General features: G+C 44.3%; 20 protein-coding genes. 15 read left to right on the forward strand and 5 right to left on the reverse strand.

The annotated features are described in order from the left end of the window. Positions 1-4: 4 nt before the first annotated feature. The 6 genes from J7E81_RS21120 (at position 5) to J7E81_RS21145 (ending at position 4,964) form a co-directional block, all read left to right on the forward strand. A complete protein-coding gene (locus J7E81_RS21120) occupies positions 5-1,942 on the forward strand; it encodes a molybdopterin biosynthesis protein (protein ID WP_215045426.1) in 1,938 nt (645 codons plus the stop codon). After that, positions 1,939-2,406: a molybdenum cofactor biosynthesis protein MoaE gene (locus J7E81_RS21125; protein WP_215045427.1), complete on the forward strand. Its 468-nt coding sequence runs from the start codon at positions 1,939-1,941 to the stop codon at positions 2,404-2,406. The genes J7E81_RS21120 and J7E81_RS21125 overlap by 4 nt, the downstream gene beginning before the upstream one ends. Further along, positions 2,399-2,632: a molybdopterin converting factor subunit 1 gene (moaD, locus tag J7E81_RS21130; RefSeq protein ID WP_215045428.1), complete on the forward strand. Its 234-nt coding sequence runs from the start codon at positions 2,399-2,401 to the stop codon at positions 2,630-2,632. Before J7E81_RS21125 ends, moaD begins: the two co-directional genes overlap by 8 nt. A 401-nt stretch (positions 2,633-3,033) precedes the next feature. After that, a complete protein-coding gene (locus J7E81_RS21135) occupies positions 3,034-4,053 on the forward strand; it encodes a thiazole biosynthesis adenylyltransferase ThiF (protein ID WP_215045429.1) in 1,020 nt (339 codons plus the stop codon). 213 nt (positions 4,054-4,266) lie between these two features. Next, positions 4,267-4,575, forward strand: coding sequence for a YwdI family protein (locus tag J7E81_RS21140; protein ID WP_215045430.1), 309 nt, complete (start codon positions 4,267-4,269; stop codon positions 4,573-4,575). A 17-nt stretch (positions 4,576-4,592) separates the two neighbouring features. Continuing rightward, positions 4,593-4,964 (forward strand): DUF423 domain-containing protein, encoded by a 372-nt coding sequence (locus J7E81_RS21145; RefSeq protein WP_215045431.1) that lies wholly within the window; start codon positions 4,593-4,595, stop codon positions 4,962-4,964. 49 nt (positions 4,965-5,013) lie between these two features. On the opposite strand, the gene gerQ is transcribed toward J7E81_RS21145, so the two are convergent. Both gerQ and hemQ read right to left on the reverse strand, forming a co-directional pair. Next, the gene (gerQ, locus tag J7E81_RS21150) at positions 5,014-5,493 is read right to left on the reverse strand and encodes a spore coat protein GerQ (protein WP_215045432.1); all 480 of its coding nucleotides are present in this window, start codon (positions 5,491-5,493) and stop codon (positions 5,014-5,016) included. Positions 5,494-5,758: 265 nt separating this feature from the next. Next, on the reverse strand, positions 5,759-6,502 hold the full coding sequence (gene hemQ / locus J7E81_RS21155) for a hydrogen peroxide-dependent heme synthase (protein WP_215045433.1): 744 nt from the start codon (positions 6,500-6,502) through the stop codon (positions 5,759-5,761). A gap of 260 nt (positions 6,503-6,762) precedes the next feature. Between hemQ and pta the strand changes: the two genes are divergently transcribed. Continuing rightward, positions 6,763-7,734, forward strand: coding sequence for a phosphate acetyltransferase (pta, locus tag J7E81_RS21160; protein WP_215045434.1), 972 nt, complete (start codon positions 6,763-6,765; stop codon positions 7,732-7,734). Between the two features lie 108 nt (positions 7,735-7,842). Continuing rightward, positions 7,843-8,682, forward strand: a complete 840-nt coding sequence (gene lipL, locus J7E81_RS21165) for an octanoyl-[GcvH]:protein N-octanoyltransferase (protein ID WP_215045435.1) — start codon at positions 7,843-7,845, stop codon at positions 8,680-8,682. Positions 8,683-8,811: 129 nt separating this feature from the next. On the opposite strand, the gene J7E81_RS21170 is transcribed toward lipL, so the two are convergent. Then, positions 8,812-9,582, reverse strand: a complete 771-nt coding sequence (locus J7E81_RS21170; RefSeq protein ID WP_215045436.1) for an RsfA family transcriptional regulator — start codon at positions 9,580-9,582, stop codon at positions 8,812-8,814. 324 nt (positions 9,583-9,906) lie between these two features. Between J7E81_RS21170 and J7E81_RS21175 the strand changes: the two genes are divergently transcribed. From J7E81_RS21175 to J7E81_RS21185, 3 genes are all read left to right on the forward strand, one after another. Continuing rightward, positions 9,907-10,128: a YuzB family protein gene (locus J7E81_RS21175; protein WP_007087472.1), complete on the forward strand. Its 222-nt coding sequence runs from the start codon at positions 9,907-9,909 to the stop codon at positions 10,126-10,128. Between the two features lie 286 nt (positions 10,129-10,414). Next, complete coding sequence (locus tag J7E81_RS21180) at positions 10,415-11,722, forward strand: HD domain-containing protein (RefSeq protein WP_374104073.1); 1,308 nt, start codon at positions 10,415-10,417, stop codon at positions 11,720-11,722. Between the two features lie 104 nt (positions 11,723-11,826). Further along, positions 11,827-12,330 carry a YwgA family protein gene (locus J7E81_RS21185; RefSeq protein WP_215045621.1) on the forward strand — a complete coding sequence of 168 codons (504 nt, stop codon included), beginning with the start codon at positions 11,827-11,829 and terminating at the stop codon, positions 12,328-12,330. A 125-nt stretch (positions 12,331-12,455) separates the two neighbouring features. Here the strand turns inward: J7E81_RS21185 and J7E81_RS21190 are convergent, their stop codons facing one another. Then, positions 12,456-12,641 carry a 2-hydroxymuconate tautomerase gene (locus J7E81_RS21190; RefSeq protein ID WP_215045437.1) on the reverse strand — a complete coding sequence of 62 codons (186 nt, stop codon included), beginning with the start codon at positions 12,639-12,641 and terminating at the stop codon, positions 12,456-12,458. A 193-nt stretch (positions 12,642-12,834) separates the two neighbouring features. Here J7E81_RS21190 and J7E81_RS21195 point away from each other — a divergent pair, with 193 nt between their 5' ends. Both J7E81_RS21195 and J7E81_RS21200 read left to right on the forward strand, forming a co-directional pair. Continuing rightward, on the forward strand, positions 12,835-13,488 hold the full coding sequence (locus J7E81_RS21195) for a site-2 protease family protein (protein ID WP_215045438.1): 654 nt from the start codon (positions 12,835-12,837) through the stop codon (positions 13,486-13,488). A 15-nt stretch (positions 13,489-13,503) separates the two neighbouring features. After that, positions 13,504-14,016 (forward strand): YwhD family protein, encoded by a 513-nt coding sequence (locus J7E81_RS21200; protein ID WP_215045439.1) that lies wholly within the window; start codon positions 13,504-13,506, stop codon positions 14,014-14,016. A gap of 178 nt (positions 14,017-14,194) precedes the next feature. Here the strand turns inward: J7E81_RS21200 and J7E81_RS21205 are convergent, their stop codons facing one another. Next, positions 14,195-16,261: a transglycosylase domain-containing protein gene (locus J7E81_RS21205; RefSeq protein ID WP_215045440.1), complete on the reverse strand. Its 2,067-nt coding sequence runs from the start codon at positions 16,259-16,261 to the stop codon at positions 14,195-14,197. 421 nt (positions 16,262-16,682) lie between these two features. Between J7E81_RS21205 and speE the strand changes: the two genes are divergently transcribed. Together speE and speB are read left to right on the forward strand one after the other, a co-directional pair. After that, positions 16,683-17,510 carry a spermidine synthase gene (gene speE, locus J7E81_RS21210; RefSeq protein ID WP_215045441.1) on the forward strand — a complete coding sequence of 276 codons (828 nt, stop codon included), beginning with the start codon at positions 16,683-16,685 and terminating at the stop codon, positions 17,508-17,510. Between the two features lie 245 nt (positions 17,511-17,755). Next, complete coding sequence (speB, locus tag J7E81_RS21215) at positions 17,756-18,628, forward strand: agmatinase (protein WP_215045442.1); 873 nt, start codon at positions 17,756-17,758, stop codon at positions 18,626-18,628. Positions 18,629-18,711: the final 83 nt, after the last annotated feature.

Raw genomic sequence — 18,711 nt, forward strand, 5'->3', positions numbered from 1 at the left:
GTCAATGGAACAGAATCAATATAAACGAAAAATTTATTTAGAAGATAAACCCCGTGTGCAAGCAAGAGAAGAAATTCTTAAGGCCTTTCAACAGACCCCTGAAATAGACTGGATGAATGTGTCAGAGGCCTTAGGCCGAGTGACCGCTGAGCCAATCTTTGCCCATGTCTCCTTGCCGCATTACCATGCCTCTGCGATGGATGGAATTGCTGTTATTGCCGAAAGTACGTACCAGGCACACGAACAAAACCCGCTATTACTTAAGATAGGTGAACAATTTTGCTTTGTTGATACCGGGAACGCCATTCCCACGCCCTTTAATGCCGTTATTATGATTGAGCATGTCCATATCGTTGACGATGAAACAATTGAGATTATTGAACCGGCCACTCCTTGGCAGCATATCCGTCCAATTGGCGAGGATATTGTTCAAGAAGAGATGTTGTTTCCGCAAGGACATACGCTCAGACCTGCAGACTTAGGCGTGCTATTGGCGGCACAGCAGCTAACAGTACCTGTTGTAAAGAAACCTGTGGTTACCATTATTCCAACCGGTAATGAATTAGTGGAAGCCCATGCTGATTTGTCACCTGGAAAAATAATTGAGTTTAACGGCACAGTCTTTTCCGGGTTTATTAAGGATTGGGGCGGCGAGCCGCGCCTGCATCGCATCGTTAAGGACGAACCGGAGAAAATTAAAGAAGTGCTTTTAGAGGCAGCGGAAACCTCCGATATGATTGTGATCAATGCCGGCTCTTCCGCAGGACGAAAAGACTTTACTGTTCACATCATTGCCGAAATTGGCGAGGTGTTTACCCATGGGGTCGCCGCACGGCCAGGTAAGCCTGTTATCTTAGGGAAAATAAACGGCAAAATTGTCGTCGGTGTTCCGGGCTATCCCGTGTCTGCTTACTTGGCACTAGAATGGTTTGTTCAGCCATTAATCTGTAAGTACTTAGGGATTCCTGTTCCGAAACGGCAAACCATCACGGTTAAGCTTGGCCGCCGCATCGTCTCTTCGATGGGAGCAGAGGATTTTATCCGAATGAATATCGGCTATGTGAATGGACAATTTGTGGCCAACCCGCTTACCCGGGCAGCAGGGGTAACGATGTCCTATGTTAGGGCAGACGCTATGTTGATTATCCCGCCTAACATCAGCGGCTATGAACAAGGCGATGAGGCGGAAGTTGAACTGTTACGACCGCTGGAGGAAATCAAACATGCAATCGTCTTTAGCGGCAGTCATGACCTAACCATCGATCTGTTATCATCCCAGCTGAAACGGGCACGGACAGAGCTGAAAATTGTCTCTTCCCATGTTGGCAGTATGGCTGGTATAATGGCGATTCGAAAAGGCGAGGCCCACGTAGCGGGCATTCATTTGCTAGACCCTAATACAAAACAGTACAATAGATCATACGTAAATAAACTTTTAGCAGGTCAAGATGTCGTTTTATATCCTTTTTTAAAAAGGATGCAGGGCTGGATTTTGCCACAAGGCAATCCACTTGAAATCAAAACCGTTACAGACTTAGTCCGCACAGGCGCAAACTTTGTGAACCGGCAAAAAGGAGCAGGCACCCGAATCTTGTTTGACTTACTATTAGAGGAAGCAGGCCTTAGCGCCGAAGAGATTACCGGTTATGACCGCGAGATGTTCTCTCATCTAGCGGTAGCGGCAGAAGTGAAAGGTGACCTGCGTGGTGCTGGGATGGGAATTTATCCGGCAGCAAAGGCAATGGGGCTCGATTTTATTCCGGTCAACGATGAAGAATATGATTTAGTCATGAAACGTGATTTTTATGAAAGTGATAGCGGCCGGCAGCTCATTGATATCATCCAATCACCTGCTTTTAAGGAACAGGTTGAAAAAATTGGCGGCTATCAAGTCGTGGAGAACGCCGTGCCAAAGCGGTTGACAGAAGAGGTGGAAGAATGAAAATGTATGAAATCTCAAAGGATCCGATTGATATACAAGCGGTAATTGATAAAGTAGTTCAACGGGAAGCTGGTGCGATTACCACCTTTATTGGGACCGTACGTGAACTAACAAACGGTAAGAAAACGTTGTTTTTAATCTATGATGCCTATGAAGCGATGGCCGTAAAAAAATTGGAGCAGATTGGCCGGGAAATTGAAGAGCGCTGGGAAGGATCAAAGGTGGCGATCACGCACCGCGTCGGCCGGTTAGATATTACAGATGTGGCAGTCGTCATTGCTGTTTCAACGCCGCACCGGGCGGATGCCTATGAAGCCAACCGCTATGCGATTGAACGAATTAAAGAAATCGTCCCGATCTGGAAGAAGGAACATTGGGAGGATGGCGAAGCCTGGATGGGAAACCAGCTTGAAACGGTTGCTTATCCTAGTGGTAAACCTGAGGCAGGTGATTTAGATGAATAAGGTCTTGTTCTTTGCGCACTTGCGAGATGCGGTCGGTGAGGAGTTCTTGTCACTTAAGGCTGCCGGTAAAACGGTTGCTGAATTGAAGACAGAACTGGCTGCTAAATATGATATACCGCAGATGGATACGGTTATGACCGCCATCAACGAAGAGTTTGCCTCCAATGATGAGGTAATCCGTGAAGGGGATGAAATTGCCTTCATTCCACCGGTGAGCGGCGGTTGATTTAGACAGGTTGAACTAGTTTAAGCTCGCCATGTGTGGCGAGTTTTTCTAAAAGGCTCTGTTAAGGGTTATTGCTGATTTTTAGCATGTTGATTGGAACGAACGGAAGGCGGCGAAGACTCCTCGAAAATGCTATCGCATTTCCTTCGTGCGTGGGCGGATTCGAGGATGCAAATTCAAAGTCCTGCGGGAGTGAGGGGCAGGGGAGACCCCACAGGCCGCAAGTGCGCCGAGGAGGCTCCCCTGCACGCCCGCGGAAAGCGAAGCCGCCTGGAGTGGAAATCAATATTCAAGATTAGATAAGAACGTATAAAATGGCTATGAAAATTGTCCAACGCCAGCGCCCCGCGACTAGTGACGTCGCTAAACGGGCGCTTGCGCTTTTCGATGGGGGAACAATTATGAACGAACGCTATTCACGACAAGTCCTTTTCTCAGGAATCGGCCAGGAAGGACAAGCAAGGATTGGCAAAAAGCATGTCCTTATCATTGGGGCCGGAGCGTTAGGCTCTGGGAGTGCTGAAATCCTGACGCGAGCCGGAGTTGGAAAAGTAACCATTGTCGATAGAGATTATGTTGAGGCGAGTAATCTTCAGCGTCAGCAGCTCTATACAGAAGAGGATGTGGCCGAAAAGCTGCCAAAAGCAGCAGCAGCAGAAAAACGGCTGCGCGCTATTAATTCGGATGTAGAGATACGGGCGATCATCGGTGATGCTTCTCCGGAAATGCTGGAAGAATTGGTTGTGGATGTTAATTTAATGATCGATGCGACAGATAATTTTGAAACCCGAATGTTGATGAATGATGTGGCGCAGAAATATCAAATTCCCTGGATTTATGGAGCCTGTGTCGGCAGCTTCGGAATGAGTTTTTCCATTATCCCTGGGAAAACGCCATGTTTAAATTGTTTGCTCCGTACCATTCCGCTCCAGGGAATGACCTGTGACACGGGCGGGATTATTTCCCCCGCTGTGCAAATGGTGATTGCCCATCAAACAGCTGAAGCCTTGAAAATTCTGGTTGAGGATTGGGAGGCAGTCAGGACAACGTTTGTCAGTTTTGATTTATGGCGAAATCAATACACAAGTTTAAAAATGTCGAAGGCGAAGTTTGCGGGCTGCTTGTCTTGTGGTGAGGAACGGACCTATCCTTATTTGGACCAAGAAAACAGGACAAAGACCAGTGTCCTGTGCGGCCGCGATACCGTCCAGATCCGCCCGTCAAGCTATGGCGATGTTTCCCTGGAAAAGCTCGCGGGACAACTGAGTTCGTTAGGTTACCAAGTGAAAGGAAATCCTTACTTGATATCGGTCGAAATGGGGGCGGAGCGGATGGTTATTTTTCAAGATGGCCGCGCGCTCATCCATGGTACGAAAGATTTGACTCACGCCAAGTCAATCTATCAACGAATACTAGGTTGAATGGGAAATCCGGACCGGGCTTGGTTCGGGTTTTTTTATGTCCTGTATGGGGGATTTTACAAAAATTCCTATCCTTCTCATTAAGGCACATCCCTCTTACGAATCGACATGTTCCACGTGAAACATGTCGAAAAACGAAACAGGTCTATTTTTTCGTAAAATCGACGATAATCATGTAGAATAAATAAGAGATTGAATGTAGAGGTGTCACACATGAATATATCGGTTGAGAAATTACTGGCTAAAATAGAGAATGAGTTGAAACTAGCTAAGACGAGTTCAAAGGAAGAAACCTTAAGAGAAAAGATTTACTCTATTAAAATATTATGCGAACTCATCCTAGATGAAAAGCAAGCTAATGTGAAGCCTGCTGCAGCAGCGATTCAGCCGGCCGTCACCCAGCAGGTCTATCAGCAGCCATTAATGAATCAACAAGTATTTCAGCAAGGCTCGTCATTACAGCAGCTGAAAAAGCTCGATATGGAAGATGAAGCAAATGGGGATTCACTATTTGATTTTTAAGATGGGAGAAATTAGCCATGAAAGTATTTATTATTGTTGGGGCGATTAACGCCTTTTTAGCGGTAGCACTGGGAGCGTTTGGCGCACATGGACTTAAGGACAGACTCGATGCCCACTATTTAGAGATTTGGAAAACGGGTGTAACCTATCAGATGTTTCATGCAACTGGAATTCTAATTATTGGTATGCTTCTTGGTAAAGTACCAATGAGCTCTCTTTTTAATTGGTCGGGATGGCTAATGCTGGTTGGGATCATTTTCTTCAGCGGCAGCTTGTATCTTTTGAGCTTAACGAAGGTTGGCGTGTTAGGCGCGATTACACCGATCGGTGGAGTTTGCTTTTTGGCAGCCTGGGTATTAATGATTGTTGGAGCAGTAAAGAATTTTTAATAGCAAAAAGGCATTGGGAGAGACCCGATGCCTTTTTTTTTACCCTTATTTATCGAGGTGGGTAAGTACCTAATGATGGGCCGCTGCCAAATGGATATTCATACTCTATTTCCTCAGAGAAGGTAATATAGTCAACCGCAACCATCGGAATGAGATAGCGAGTTCCGACCTGAGGATCACTTAAGATGACGTGGTCCCGACCAGCTGCTTCAATAATTCCTTTAAATTCCTTGGCATTCCACTGATTATTGCCTTCAAAGGTTGCAAATACGCTTACTAATTTTCCTTTGTTCAAGCGAAGAATATTTTCAATGTAAGACTGCTCGATTGGCAGCATGCCAGGAGCTGATGCAGATCCTTGCGCAGGTGGTGTTGTGGGCATGCCTCCAACTCCAGGCTGCGGAAAGGGTTGTTGGAAACCTTGCTGGCCAGGCATGAAACCTTGCCCGCCTGCGATCGGTTGTGCACCCTGCTGGCCGGCTGCACCTGTATAAGGCTGAAATCCTTGAGGATTGTAATATTGACTCATCTTTTTCCCTCCTATAAAAAATTCATAAATAATAAGTACAACTAGACGAATGACCTAACATTTGTATTCATACTCCATTGAACCTAAAATGTTGACAGTTTTTTCGGCTCTTTTCTCACCTCTTTTTGATGAGACTTTCGGAGCTTCATTTTAGACTCGCTGTTAAAATAGTATGAGGAGAAGGAATCAAATATGACTGAATGAACAGGAGGATAAAACAGAAAAAAAATTCTCGAAGCATGTGCCTCGAGAACTTTTTTATTAATTAAACGTGGAGAAAGCGCGGTACAGTTTCTTCTTCTAGCAGATTGCCGACGAAAAAGGCGCCAAATTCACCATAGCGGGCGCTGACCTCATCAAAACGCATTTCATAGACGAGCTTTTTAAACTGAAGTACGTCTTCAGCGAATAAGGTAACGCCCCATTCGTAGTCATCGAAGCCAACCGAACCAGTGATAATTTGTTTTACTTTCCCGGCATATGTACGGCCAATCATGCCATGGCTGCGCATCATACTGCGGCGCTCTTCCATCGGCAGCATGTACCAGTTATCATTGCCTTGACGGCGCTTGTCCATTGGGTAGAAGCAGACATGCTTAGCTTTTGGCAATGTTGGGTAAAGACGTGCAAGGATTTGCGGATTTTGGTAAGGATCTTCACCTGCTGGCAGATAGTTGCTGAGCTCCACTACGGATACATAGGAATGAGCTGGAAGGGTGAATTCCGCTAATTTTGTTTTATTAAATTGAGTTTCAATTTCGTTTAACTCCTCCATCGTTGGACGAAGGATCATCATCATAAAATCGGCTTTCTGACCGACGATTGTATATAAAGCATGGCTGCCCTCTTTGCGTGCCTGTGTCTCATTCCATTTTTCAACAAGACTTAAAAACTCGTGAATCGCGGCCTCGCGCTCATCACTTGAAAGCATTTTCCAAGTTGTCCAATCAACGGTACGGAAATCATGAAGGCAATACCAGCCATCAAGCGTCTGTGCTGCTTCACTCATTATAATCACTCCTAAATAATCATTCTGCTTATTACCAATCTTAACTATATCATAGTTTGACCAAATGCCGCCTTAATAAAACTCTATATTCAGAGAAGTGGATATTTAAATAAAAAAGGGTAAATAGTAAGAATGAGAGTGTAATTTTTTGAAAACAAAAACTTTTTCATGAAACCGCTGCCTGTGACTTACATTGCTTGAAATTTTATCATGGTAAAGTATGCTAGAAGAGGTAGCTTTTTTAAGGGAGGATTAGTGTAGTGAGTGATTTATTTGAAGGATTAAAAGAGAAGATTTCTGGACGTAACTTGCGAATTGTGTTTCCTGAAGGGTTGGATGAGCGGATTATCCGTGCAGCCAGCCGTTTGGCTGAGGAGAATTTAATCACACCGATTTTAGTTGGAAATATTGAGCAAGTACAAACAAAGGCTAAAGAGGTTGGCGTTTCTTTGGAGTCTGCAGAAATTTATGACCCTGCTACATATGCAGGCATGGAAGAATTAGTAGCAGCATTTGTGGACCGCCGCAAAGGCAAGGCAACTGAAGAAGATGCCCGCAAAATTTTGCTGGATGAAAATTATTTCGGTACGATGCTCGTATATTTAAATAAAGCACATGGTCTTGTCAGCGGTGCGGCTCATTCAACGGCTGATACAGTTCGTCCAGCACTGCAAATCATCAAAACGAAAGCTGGCGTGAAGAAGACGTCTGGCGTGTTCATCATGGTTCGGGAAGATGAGAAATATGTATTTGCCGATTGTGCGATCAATATTGCACCGGACAGCAATGATTTAGCGGAAATTGCGATTGAGAGTGCGAAGACGGCGGAAATGTTTGATATTGAGCCGCGGATTGCCATGTTAAGCTTTTCGACAAAAGGTTCGGCTAAATCACCGGAAACGGAGCGTGTTGCGGAGGCTGTAGAGGAAGCAAAACGCCGCGATGCATCGCTTGTCTTGGACGGAGAATTTCAATTTGATGCCGCATTTGTTCCTTCCGTTGCGAAAAGTAAGGCACCTGGTTCTGTACTGCAAGGCGATGCCAACGTGTTTATTTTCCCAAGCCTTGAAGCAGGAAACATCGGCTATAAAATTGCTCAGCGTTTAGGCGGATTTGAAGCAGTTGGTCCGATTTTACAAGGGTTAAATGCACCCGTAAATGACTTATCACGCGGCTGTAACGAAGAAGATGTGTACAAGCTTGCGCTGATTACAGCGGCACAAGGATTATAAGAAGGAATGGGCTGGTCCAAGCGAGGGCTGGCTCTTTTTTTGCGTGGCTGTTTAAGTTTGCTTCTTTTTGATAAAATAAGCGTATTAAACCAGTAAGGAGTTACAAGTATGGACGGTTTACTGCACCAGCCAGAGTGGCGGATCATCGACCAGTCGGCGGTTGGAATACATTTTCAAGCATTACAATCTTTTGGGACGGATGATACATTATGTGCCTCTGTCGGGGCAGGTGAGGCACCTGCGACCGCCCGGACATGGATCCATCATAATACAGTCGTGTTAGGGATCCAGGATACGAGATTGCCATTTTTACAGGAGGGCATTCACTATTTGACCGAGCAGGGCTACCAGCCGATTGTCCGGAATTCCGGCGGGTTAGCTGTGGTCCTCGATGAGGGTGTCCTCAATATCTCGTTAGTTTTTCCAGAGGTGGAAAAAGGGATTGATATTAATCGCGGCTATGAGGTCATGTGGCAGCTTATTCAGCAGATGTTTGCTGATTTTCCTCTGATGATTGAAGCGCGGGAAATTGTCGGCTCGTATTGCCCGGGAAGTTATGACCTTAGTATCGGCGGGAAAAAGTTTGCGGGAATCTCACAGCGCCGTTTAAGACGAGGCGTAGCGGTTCAGATTTATTTATGCGTAAACGGGAGCGGCTCAAGACGGGCAGAGTTAGTCCGGGGATTTTATCAACTGGCAAAAAAAGAGGAGCAAACGAAATTTGTTTATCCAGAGGTTGTTCCTGCGGTAATGGCCTCGCTAGCAGAATTGTTCGGTGTTGAACTGACGATTGCTGATGTGATGCTGCGCTTACTAAAGCAGTTAAAAGCCAACAGTGACCATTTGTATGCGGGGCAGTTGAATGAGTTCGAGCTTGGTTTGTTTCCAGGTTACTATCAACGTGTCGTTGACCGCAATGAAAAAATTGCTGAGATGATCAATTGTTAAGTAAGCAGCTGTGGGGGTTCAGTGGTTTTATAACAAGAAAGCCGTAAATCGATTTAATCGATTTACGGCTTTCTATATTGAGTGCTGCTGCGCTTTGCCTCTTCTCCCTAAAACGCTTTTAAAAGATGCTTACTCGGCTACTTTTTCAAGGTTGCCGTTTCGGTCCATTTTGAATTTAGTGGCAGGTCTTTCCTCTTCTTCAAATAAGACAAGTTTACGGGCCCGATTCATGATTTTCATCAGTGTCTCATAATCTTCTTGAATGGTTTCGGTATTTTGCTCCAGCCCTTCTATTTTCGCGGCCATTTCTTCATTTTGCCTTCTTAACTCGAGTATTTCTCTTTTCAATCTTTCATTCTCACTTTTTAATGCTTCATTTTGCAGATTGGCATGATGAAAGTTTTGTAAATAGGAGATAACAGAATCAAGTGAAAGTTGTCCACCAGTAGGTGCTGCGTTTCGGTAGGCTTGTACGGCTGCTGATGGTTTAACATATGTTTCGGCTGCGATTTCGGTCTGCATATCCGGGATCTCTTCCATTGTTTCAAATGTTTCGATTGTTTCCATTGGCATTTCAATTGTAAGCGGCGCTAGCGTTTCTAATTCATCGGTAGCTGGGACCGGCGGATTGTAGAGCAGCTTTTTCTTGCCGCCTTGATCCTTGCCTAACACTCGCTGTCTTTGTTTTCGTTGTTTTTTCGCTAATTGCAGCGCTTTTTCATAGCGGTGGCGGACGACGGCATTCCATCTAAATCCACAGGCGGCCGACGTGCGGTTAAGCTTGTCTCCAACCTCCTCGAAAGCGTTAAGCTGGGTACTGCCTTCTCTTACATGACGAAGGACGGTTTCAGCTAAAAGTAAGTCATTTTCATCTGTCCATGCATCTTGACGAACTTTCATATTATTCAACTCCCTAAATTAATTTACCAATTTGTCAGTTCCATTGACTGACTTGTTTTTAAAGTTCTAGTCTTAGGATGGACAAGTTTTTCAAGGTTTATACCAAAATGAATACAAGGATAGTAGATTTTTTAACTAAAAGATTTAAGTGGGATTGACAAGAGTTACTAATGATTTCAACTTGCATTGGAAAAAAAGAACCTGTAAAATGACCTATGGAGTTAGGCGGTTTCTAAGATAATTGGATTTGGCAAATTATATATGGTGTTAATTGGATAAAATAGTGAGTAGATAATAGATTGTCGATAGAAAGGGGTGGATGGAATGTCGAATGAATTTCGAGTTTGCGATGATTGCCAGGCCGTGAATTTAAAGACATTGATCCCTCGTTTGAAAGAAATAGATCCGGATGCGGAAATTAAAATTGGCTGCCAGTCCTATTGCGGTCCCGGCCGGAAAAAGACCTTTGCCTTCGTTAATAACCGCCCTGTAGCTGCGTTAACAGAAGAGGAATTAATGGAGAAGGTCAATAAAAAAATCAAGTAAAGCTCCGGCTGAAAATAGACCTCATAAGACAATCACCTACGTCCCCAAGACCCCAGGTGATTTTTCTTTTTCTTGGCCGCGGTACCACTGGGGTTCCACTATGTTGCCACTGCGGTGCCTGTCACCATTTCTCTTCTCATTGGGTTATAAATGGTGCCTGTCACTCTACATGATGTCGAAAAATCCTGCGGAATTTTGTTGGTTTTTGGTATATAATAGGAATAATCAGTATACTGGCCAATTGGCAGTAGGTAAGTTAGGTATGTTATGAGGAAAGGGGTATTCCATGCAATTGCGATATTCGGATGAAAAGTTAACCGAAGAAAAAGTGTTTAAAGACCCCGTTCATCGCTATGTTCATGTCCGAGACCGAGTTATTTGGGATCTAATTGGAACAAAAGAGCTTCAGCGGCTGCGCCGGATTAAACAGCTCGGCACTACTTTTTTAACCTTTCACGGTGCAGAACACAGCAGATTCAACCACTCTCTCGGAGTTTATGAGATTGTCCGCCGCATCATCGATGATGTTTTTGCGGGCAGACCGGAATGGAACGATGACGAACGCCTGCTCACACTATGTGCAGCGCTTCTCCACGACCTAGGGCATGGCCCATTTTCTCACTCCTTTGAAAAAGTATTTGATTTTGACCACGAAGACTTAACCCGGGCGATTATTTTAGGCAATACAGAAGTCAACAAAGTGCTTCTAAAGGTAGGAGCTGATTTCCCCACGCAGGTTGCTGAGGTGATCGCTAAAACAAGCGCGAAAAAACTGGTTGTCAGCATGATTTCCAGTCAGATTGATGCCGATCGGATGGATTACTTGCAGCGAGATGCCTATTTTACGGGTGTCAGCTACGGTCAATTTGATATGGAACGGATTTTACGGGTAATGAGGCCTAGGGAAGACCAGGTTGTCATTAAAAAAAGCGGCATGCATGCGGTTGAGGATTATATTATGAGCCGCTATCAAATGTACTGGCAGGTTTACTTTCACCCTGTCTCCCGCAGCGCTGAAGTGATTTTAACGAAAATCCTTCACCGTGCTAAGTACTTATATGAGAATAACTATTCATTTAAACTTGAACCGATCCACTTCACCTCTCTGTTTAAAGAGGAAGTGACATTAGAAGACTATTTAAAATTGGATGAGTCTGTGTGTTTTTATTATTTTCAAATTTGGCAGGAAGAGAAGGATCCGATTATAAGCGACCTTTGCCGGCGTTTCGTTAATCGCAATCTGTTTAAATACGCTGAATTTGATCCTGCTAAGGAATATAAAAAGCTTGCAGAATTGACAGTTCTATTTGCGAAAGCCGGGATTGATCCGGAATATTATTTGGTGGTGGATTCATCGTCGGACTTGCCTTATGACTTTTACCGGCCTGGCGAGGAAGAAGAACGGCTGCCGATTCATTTGTTAATGAAGAATGGGGAATTACGGGAACTTTCCCGTGAATCTGAAATTGTTGATGCGATTTCAGGAAAGCGGCGAACGGACCACAAACTCTACTACCCGGCTGATTTCCTCGAAGACGATTCTGACTCTAGCCACAGTGAACTAAAAAAGCAAATACGTGCCCTTTTGGAATAGAAATGGTGCCTGTCACCATTAGAGATCTTAACATTGTTGAAATAGGAGAATTGGTGCCTGACACCAATCGAGATCTGTTTAGATGGAGTAGGAGATGACGAATGTTGTTAAAAGATCATGCTAAGCTGATGCAGGCAATTATGGTTTCTGGTGAGATTACTGGGAGAAAAAAGCTGCAGAAGATGATTTATATTGCGAAGAAGGTAGAATTTCCTTTTCATGAGCGGTTTCAGTTTCATTTTTACGGCCCTTATTCAGAGGAGTTAACGACGAGAGTTGAAGAGCTATGTAATATGGGGTTTTTAAATGAAGTGAAAGAGAAGAAGGGTGGATACTACCAATATCGCTATACGCTGACAGACTCGGGGAAAGAGTTTTTGAGCCTAAACCAAGTTGAAATGCCGTATTTAGAGGATTGCTTTAATGATATGAATGAGCAGAATGCTAGATTCCTCGAACTGGTTTCCACGGTTTTATATTTTGATAATCTCCCAAAAGAGGAAGTAGCGGACAAGGTGTTCACCTTAAAAAGCAGCCAGCGCTATACAATGGCTGAAGTGGATGAAGCCTATCAATACATTGAAACCTTAAAAACGAAAATCCAATAAGATCAAAAAACCGCCGGGACGATCGATTAACCATCCCAGGCGGTTTTTTTAGTGGTGCCTGTCACCATTTCTACTATTACGAGGTAAGAAACGGTGCCTGTCACCTGTTGATGTTACCTTTTTGATTATTTATCGCTTGCGCGTACGCCGGCTACGGCGTAGTGGTTTTTGCTCATTTCTTCGATGAACACGGTGACTTTTTCTTTTGGAGCGCCGGTTGTTTCGCTTACGGCATCCGTTACTTTTTCGACTAATGCGCGTTTTTGGTCTTCGCTGCGGCCCTCCAGCATCTTAACTGTTACATATGGCATTTTACTTTCCTCCTTATTAACTGAACTACTAGTAGTGTTCCACAAACAAACTAAAAGTGCAATATAGAGTGAACATTTGATTTTCATTTTCCAAGCGGTATCAGGTATACTTAAAGAAATATGAAGTAATGGTCCAAATGAATGACGGTTTAGCCATTCATCTAACGGTTTATCATAAGGAAGGAGAAATGAAATGGAAGGATTCCACTTGGCCTACCCACTGCGGCTAATTCCCTATGTGGCGATTACCCTTATTTTTGCCTTCACATTCCATGAATTTGCCCATGCCTACGTCGCCTATAAATTTGGTGACAATACAGCCAAAAAGCAAGGCCGCTTGACCCTAAATCCGCTCCAGCATCTTGACCCGATCGGAACGATTCTCATTTTTATTGCTGGATTTGGCTGGGCCCGCCCCGTACCGGTTAACCGCTTTTATTTTAAGAAACCGCGTCTTGCCGGCATCCTTGTTTCCGCAGCAGGCCCGTTATCAAATCTGATTCTAGCCTCGCTCGGTTTTATTGTCGGTTATGGACTTATGCGCTTCAGTGTGGGATCTTCTGCTTATTTTGATGAATTCCTAATGATTTTTATTAATTTAAACATCGTTTTGTTCATCTTTAATCTGATACCGCTCCCGCCGCTCGATGGCTACAGAATTGTAGAGGACCTTGCCCCTCATCATGTTCGTGCGAAAATGACACAATATGAACAGTACGGAATGCTAATCTTTTTAATTCTCGTGATCACCCCGCTTGATCGATTTACGATTCAGCCTATTTTTAGCATCGTCGTCCCATGGGTAAGGGAAGGATTAAGCAATTTCTTTTATACACTTTTTTTCTAGGAGGTTTATTTTTCAATGGAAGAAAATAAGAAAAAACTTGGTTTTAATATTATCAAAAAAAGTGACCCGATGGATGGTCACAAAGGATTTGGAAAAGGGGCTTTGAGCCTTGATAATGTTTCACCAGTGTTTATTGATATTGAGGCAGGCGAGGCGGAGATTGATATCGGCGCCATGCATGCCCGCAGTGCCGTGGAAAAAGGAATTAAATTTTTGGCAAATCAAGAAGAAGTACCAAATGGCAAGCCGTATTGGCTGGTTTGGGTGACGATTGATCGCAATGAGGAAGGCCCTTATTATGCCGGTGTGACGGCCTGCTTTATGACCGTGGACCGTGGAATCCGCCGCGGCTATAAATCTTTGCCGGAACATGTCAACCGCATGGATAAATCACTTAAGCGCCATATTATCGTCGATGTGATGGATGATTCTTCTAAAAAAGTTTTAGCTGATTTCTTACGTGCACACAACGCGGTTTTATGGGAGAATTCTACCGAAGAACTGAAAAAAGGCCTGTTAGCTGAATAATTTTTTAGTAAAAAAAACAAGTTTAATTCTTGTTCTTTTTTGGATAAATGAGGTAAACTATATTCAGTGTGAACACACTGTAAAACTAGGACAAGAAAAGCTCCGGAGCAATCCGGAGCTTTTCTAATGGTTTATTGTCCCCAATACCAGCGGCTGGAGTTCGCCGCTTTTTGCTGTTTTAATTCCAAGGCATAATTTTCTTATACCAAGGAACCTGTTTCTCATCTAGCTTCTTTTTGGCAGGATGATGAGCATTCTTTAGGTGATCGGTGCAATATTCCGTTGGCTCAGTTCCTTTGACAAAGTAAGTGAAGCGGCGGACAGGGCAATCCTTTGTTGCTAGTTTTCCGTTTTCCGGATTAACATATAGGCCGATTACACCTTCTTTTGGCGGTTTGAACGCCTTAACTGGTTTTCCTTTTAAAGCATCTTCCATAAAATGAGCCCAAATCTTTTTGGCGTACGTTTTTTCGGCAACCATTTCAATCGGCTTTCCGACATCATAACCCGCCCACACTGCTGTAACCAGCTGCGGCGAGTAGCCAATCATCCAGCTGTCTGTTTCCGTTGAACCGGACTTTCCGGCATAGGGTCGGGTGATATCTTTACTAACCGTACTTCCAGTCACCTTGGCATAGCCGTTTAACTTCGAATCGAATACCCCTGTTAACATTTGTGTCATAACGTACGCTCGTGCTGCATTTAATACTCGTTCATGATGATCTTCTTTTTCAAAAATGACATTGCCATTATAGTCTTCCACTCGTGTAATTAACTCCGGATGAACTTTTTTTCCACCATTCGCAAACATGCTGTAGGCGTTGGCCATTTCAATTACGCGGACGCCGGAAGTTCCTAAAGCTAGTGATGGCACTTCCGTCATCTTTGTAGACAAACCAAATTTTTTCGCTGATTCAATTAAGGTATCTTCGCCTAAAAATAAATGAGTTTTGACGGCAAAAATATTATCAGATACAGCAATCGCCTGGGCAAGCGTGATTTCCCCATTCGCATATTTATTATTGAAGTTATGCGGTGTATAATCTGGCTGGCCATCATCAAAATGGAATGTCGTATACTCACTCCGCATCGTTGATGACGGGGTAAAGCCATGCTCAAGGGCAGCATAATACAACAACGGCTTGATCGTTGAACCTGGCTGCCGTATCGCTTGGACGGCGCGGTTAAACGGACTTTTTTCATAATCCCGGCCGCCGACCATGGCTTTGACATCGCCCGTTTTCGGATCCATGGCGACAAGACCGACTTGAATGTCGGAGGAGCTGGCCACATATTTTTTAATTTGGCTTTCGGCCGCTTCTTGCTGCTTTAAATTAAGGGTTGTATAGACCTTTAAACCGCCTAAGGCGATCGTGCGGTCATCTAAATGAAGCTGGTTTTTGAGTGCATTCCGAACGGCATCCTGAAAATAAGGGGCCACTTTCACTTTATGTGTGCTGTGGACGCCTTCTAACCTAAGCGGGGCAGCCGCGGCCGCTTGGGCAGCCTTTTTGGTAATATAGCCGTTTTCCACCATGGTTTTTAAAATAACTGCCTGACGGGTTTTGGCTTTTCCGATATTGGCGAGCGGCGAGTAGATCCCCGGACCCTTAGGTATGCCTGCAAGCATGCTGGCCTCGGCAAGGGTTAATTCGGAAGCTTTTTTTCCAAAATAATATTGGCTGGCCGCTTCCACACCATAGGCGCCGTTGCCGTAATAGATGGTATTTAAATAGCCTTCCAGAATTTCTTTTTTGGAATAGTTCATTTCAAGGCGTATCGTATAGAACGCCTCAGTCAGTTTCCGCTTCCAGGTTTTATCGTGCTCAAGAAACAGATTCCGTGCATATTGCTGCGTAATGGTGCTTGCCCCCTGAACTTTGGCAAAGGCTTGAACGTCAGCAACGACTGCACCGGCAATTCGTTTAAAATCAAAGCCGTGATGATGATAGAAGTTCTTATCTTCAACGGAGACGGTTGCATTGACTAGATCTGGCGATATGTCCTTCATCCCGACCCAGTAGCGTTTTTGACCGCTGTTGCTTTCACCGATTAAAGTTCCATTATCGGCGAAAAATAACGTTGATTGCGGGACAGCCAGCGGCGGTGCCCCCAGTATTTTCGCATAGCCAAGAACACCGGCAAAGAGGATGAGCATACAAATCATGCCGATCAAACTGATGATGATAAATGCCCTTAGGTATTTTATTGTCTTTCGAAATCCCTGATCAGTCATGATTTCCATTGTATTCACCTCTCTATTAAGCGGGAGCGCTTTGTCAGCTTAGCGCTGCAGCTAGATTTTCCTACGATTGACACTTTTAAAATTTAGATAGTAATAGTATTGAAAAAATAGAGTCATTTTAAACATTCATGGAAAAATTCCTTAAATTTTACTAGACTTTTTCTTATGTTTGTAATTCAATAGGTTGGGTAGCATAAAAGAAAAGCGGAAACGGCCGTTTAACGACGTATGGATTGGACCGCGCCGACTGAGATAAAGGAAACACGAAGAGCGTTAGCGATTCGATGTTGACTTATCGTAGGGAGGTGAGGGGCAATACACTAGTCGTTGGCCGTTGGAGCTGGACAAAGAAGAGCGGAAGCGGCCGTGCTCTAGGTTCATGCAGCCGCTTGACTATATGCGAAATGGAAGGAAGTTGGGCATGTCAATTTGGTTTACAGAAAAGCAGACGAAAAACTTTGGGATTACCATGAAAGTCAACCAAACCTTACATACAGAGCAAACTGAATTTCAAAAGCTAGATATGATTGAAACAGAAGAGTGGGGCAACATGCTTTTGTTAGACGACATGGTGATGACATCGGTCCGTGACGAATTTGTTTACCATGAAATGGTTGCACACGTACCATTATTCACCCATCCAAACCCGGAAAACGTACTAGTGGTCGGCGGCGGCGACGGGGGTGTGATCCGTGAGGTCCTAAAGCACCCAAGCGTGAAGAAGGCTACCCTGGTGGATATTGATGGAAAGGTAATCGAGTACTCTAAGAAATTCCTACCTGAAATAGCCGGCAAGCTCGATGACCCGCGTGTCGATGTCCGCGTCGACGACGGATTTATGCACATTGCCAAAAGCGAAAATGAGTATGACGTGATAATGGTAGATTCAACTGAACCAGTAGGTCCTGCGGTGAACCTGTTTACGAAAGGTTTTTATGCGGGGATTTCTAAAGCATTGAAAGAAGATGGCATCTTCGTGGCGCAGTCGGATAACCCCTGGTTTAAAGCGGAGTTAATCCGAGATGTTCAACGCGATGTGAGAGAGATTTTCCCGATTACACGTCTGTATGTAGCCAATATTCCAACATACCCAAGCGGCTTATGGGCATTTACGATTGGTTCAAAAAAATATGATCCTTTGGAGGTTAGCGAAGAGCGCTTCCATGAGATTGAGACCAAATATTACACAAAAGAACTGCATAAAGCCGCGTTTGTTTTGCCAAAGTTTGTTGGCGATTTATTGAAGTAGCGGAATTGTGCCCATAACCCGAGGCTGTGCGGCGGTACGGTCAAAAAAGTGATTTTTTGTGCCCGCTGGGGTTATGAAAAGTGATGTGACGGTAACAAAAATAGTTTTTTGTGACCAAAGTGTCAAGAAAAGTAGTCCTACGGTCACAAAAAAGAAAAATTGCGCCCATTTGGGTTCATAATACAAACAGAACGGTCACAAAAATCGTTTGTGGCTGGTAATACATAAAAGAGAGGGATAGTAGAATGCGTTTTGATGAGGCATACTCGGGTAATGTTTTTATTAAAAGTCACCCGAATTTTGAAGATAGTCAGGTTGTATTATATGGAATGCCAATGGATTGGACAGTGAGCTATCGCCCAGGGTCACGTTTCGGCCCAGCCCGTATCCGTGAGGTATCCATTGGTCTTGAAGAGTATAGTTTTTACCTTGACCGTGAGTTAGAAGAGGTTAAATATTTTGATGCCGGTGACATTCCACTTCCATTTGGTAATGCGCAGCGCAGCCTGGATATGATTGAAGAATTTGTTGATCAGATTTTAGCAGCTGGCAAATTCCCCCTTGGCATGGGCGGAGAGCACCTTGTTTCATGGCCGGTCATGAAGGCTATGTATAAAAAGTATCCGGATTTAGCGATTATCCATTTTGATGCACATACGGATTTGCGTGAGGAATACGAGGGTGAGCCATTATCACACTCCACCCCAATTCGTAAAATTGCCGAACATATTGGACCAAAAAATGTTTACTCTTTTGGAATCCGTTCCGGGATGAAGGAAGAGTTACAGTGGGCAAAAGAGAACGGTATGCATATTTCTAAATTTGAAGTGCTGGAGCCATTAAAAGAAATCCTGCCAACACTAGCAGGACGTCCAGTATATGTCACCATCGATATTGATGTGCTTGACCCTGCACATGCACCTGGTACAGGAACGGTTGATGCAGGCGGCATCACATCAAAAGAGCTGCTCGCCTCCATCCATGCAATTGCTCGTTCTGAAGTTAACGTAGTCGGCGGCGACCTTGTTGAAGTGGCGCCAATCTATGACCCATCAGAACAAACAGCCAACACCGCCAGCAAACTACTCCGCGAAATGATCCTAGGCTGGGTAAAATAAACGGTGCCTGACACCGTTTGTTGTATAGCCATAGTGCTTTGTTAGGTAATGGTGCCTGTCACTATTAGTCGTATAGCCACAGT

This window comes from Bacillus sp. ISL-18, assembly GCF_018613415.1.
Classification (GTDB): Bacteria; Bacillota; Bacilli; order Bacillales; family Cytobacillaceae; genus Neobacillus.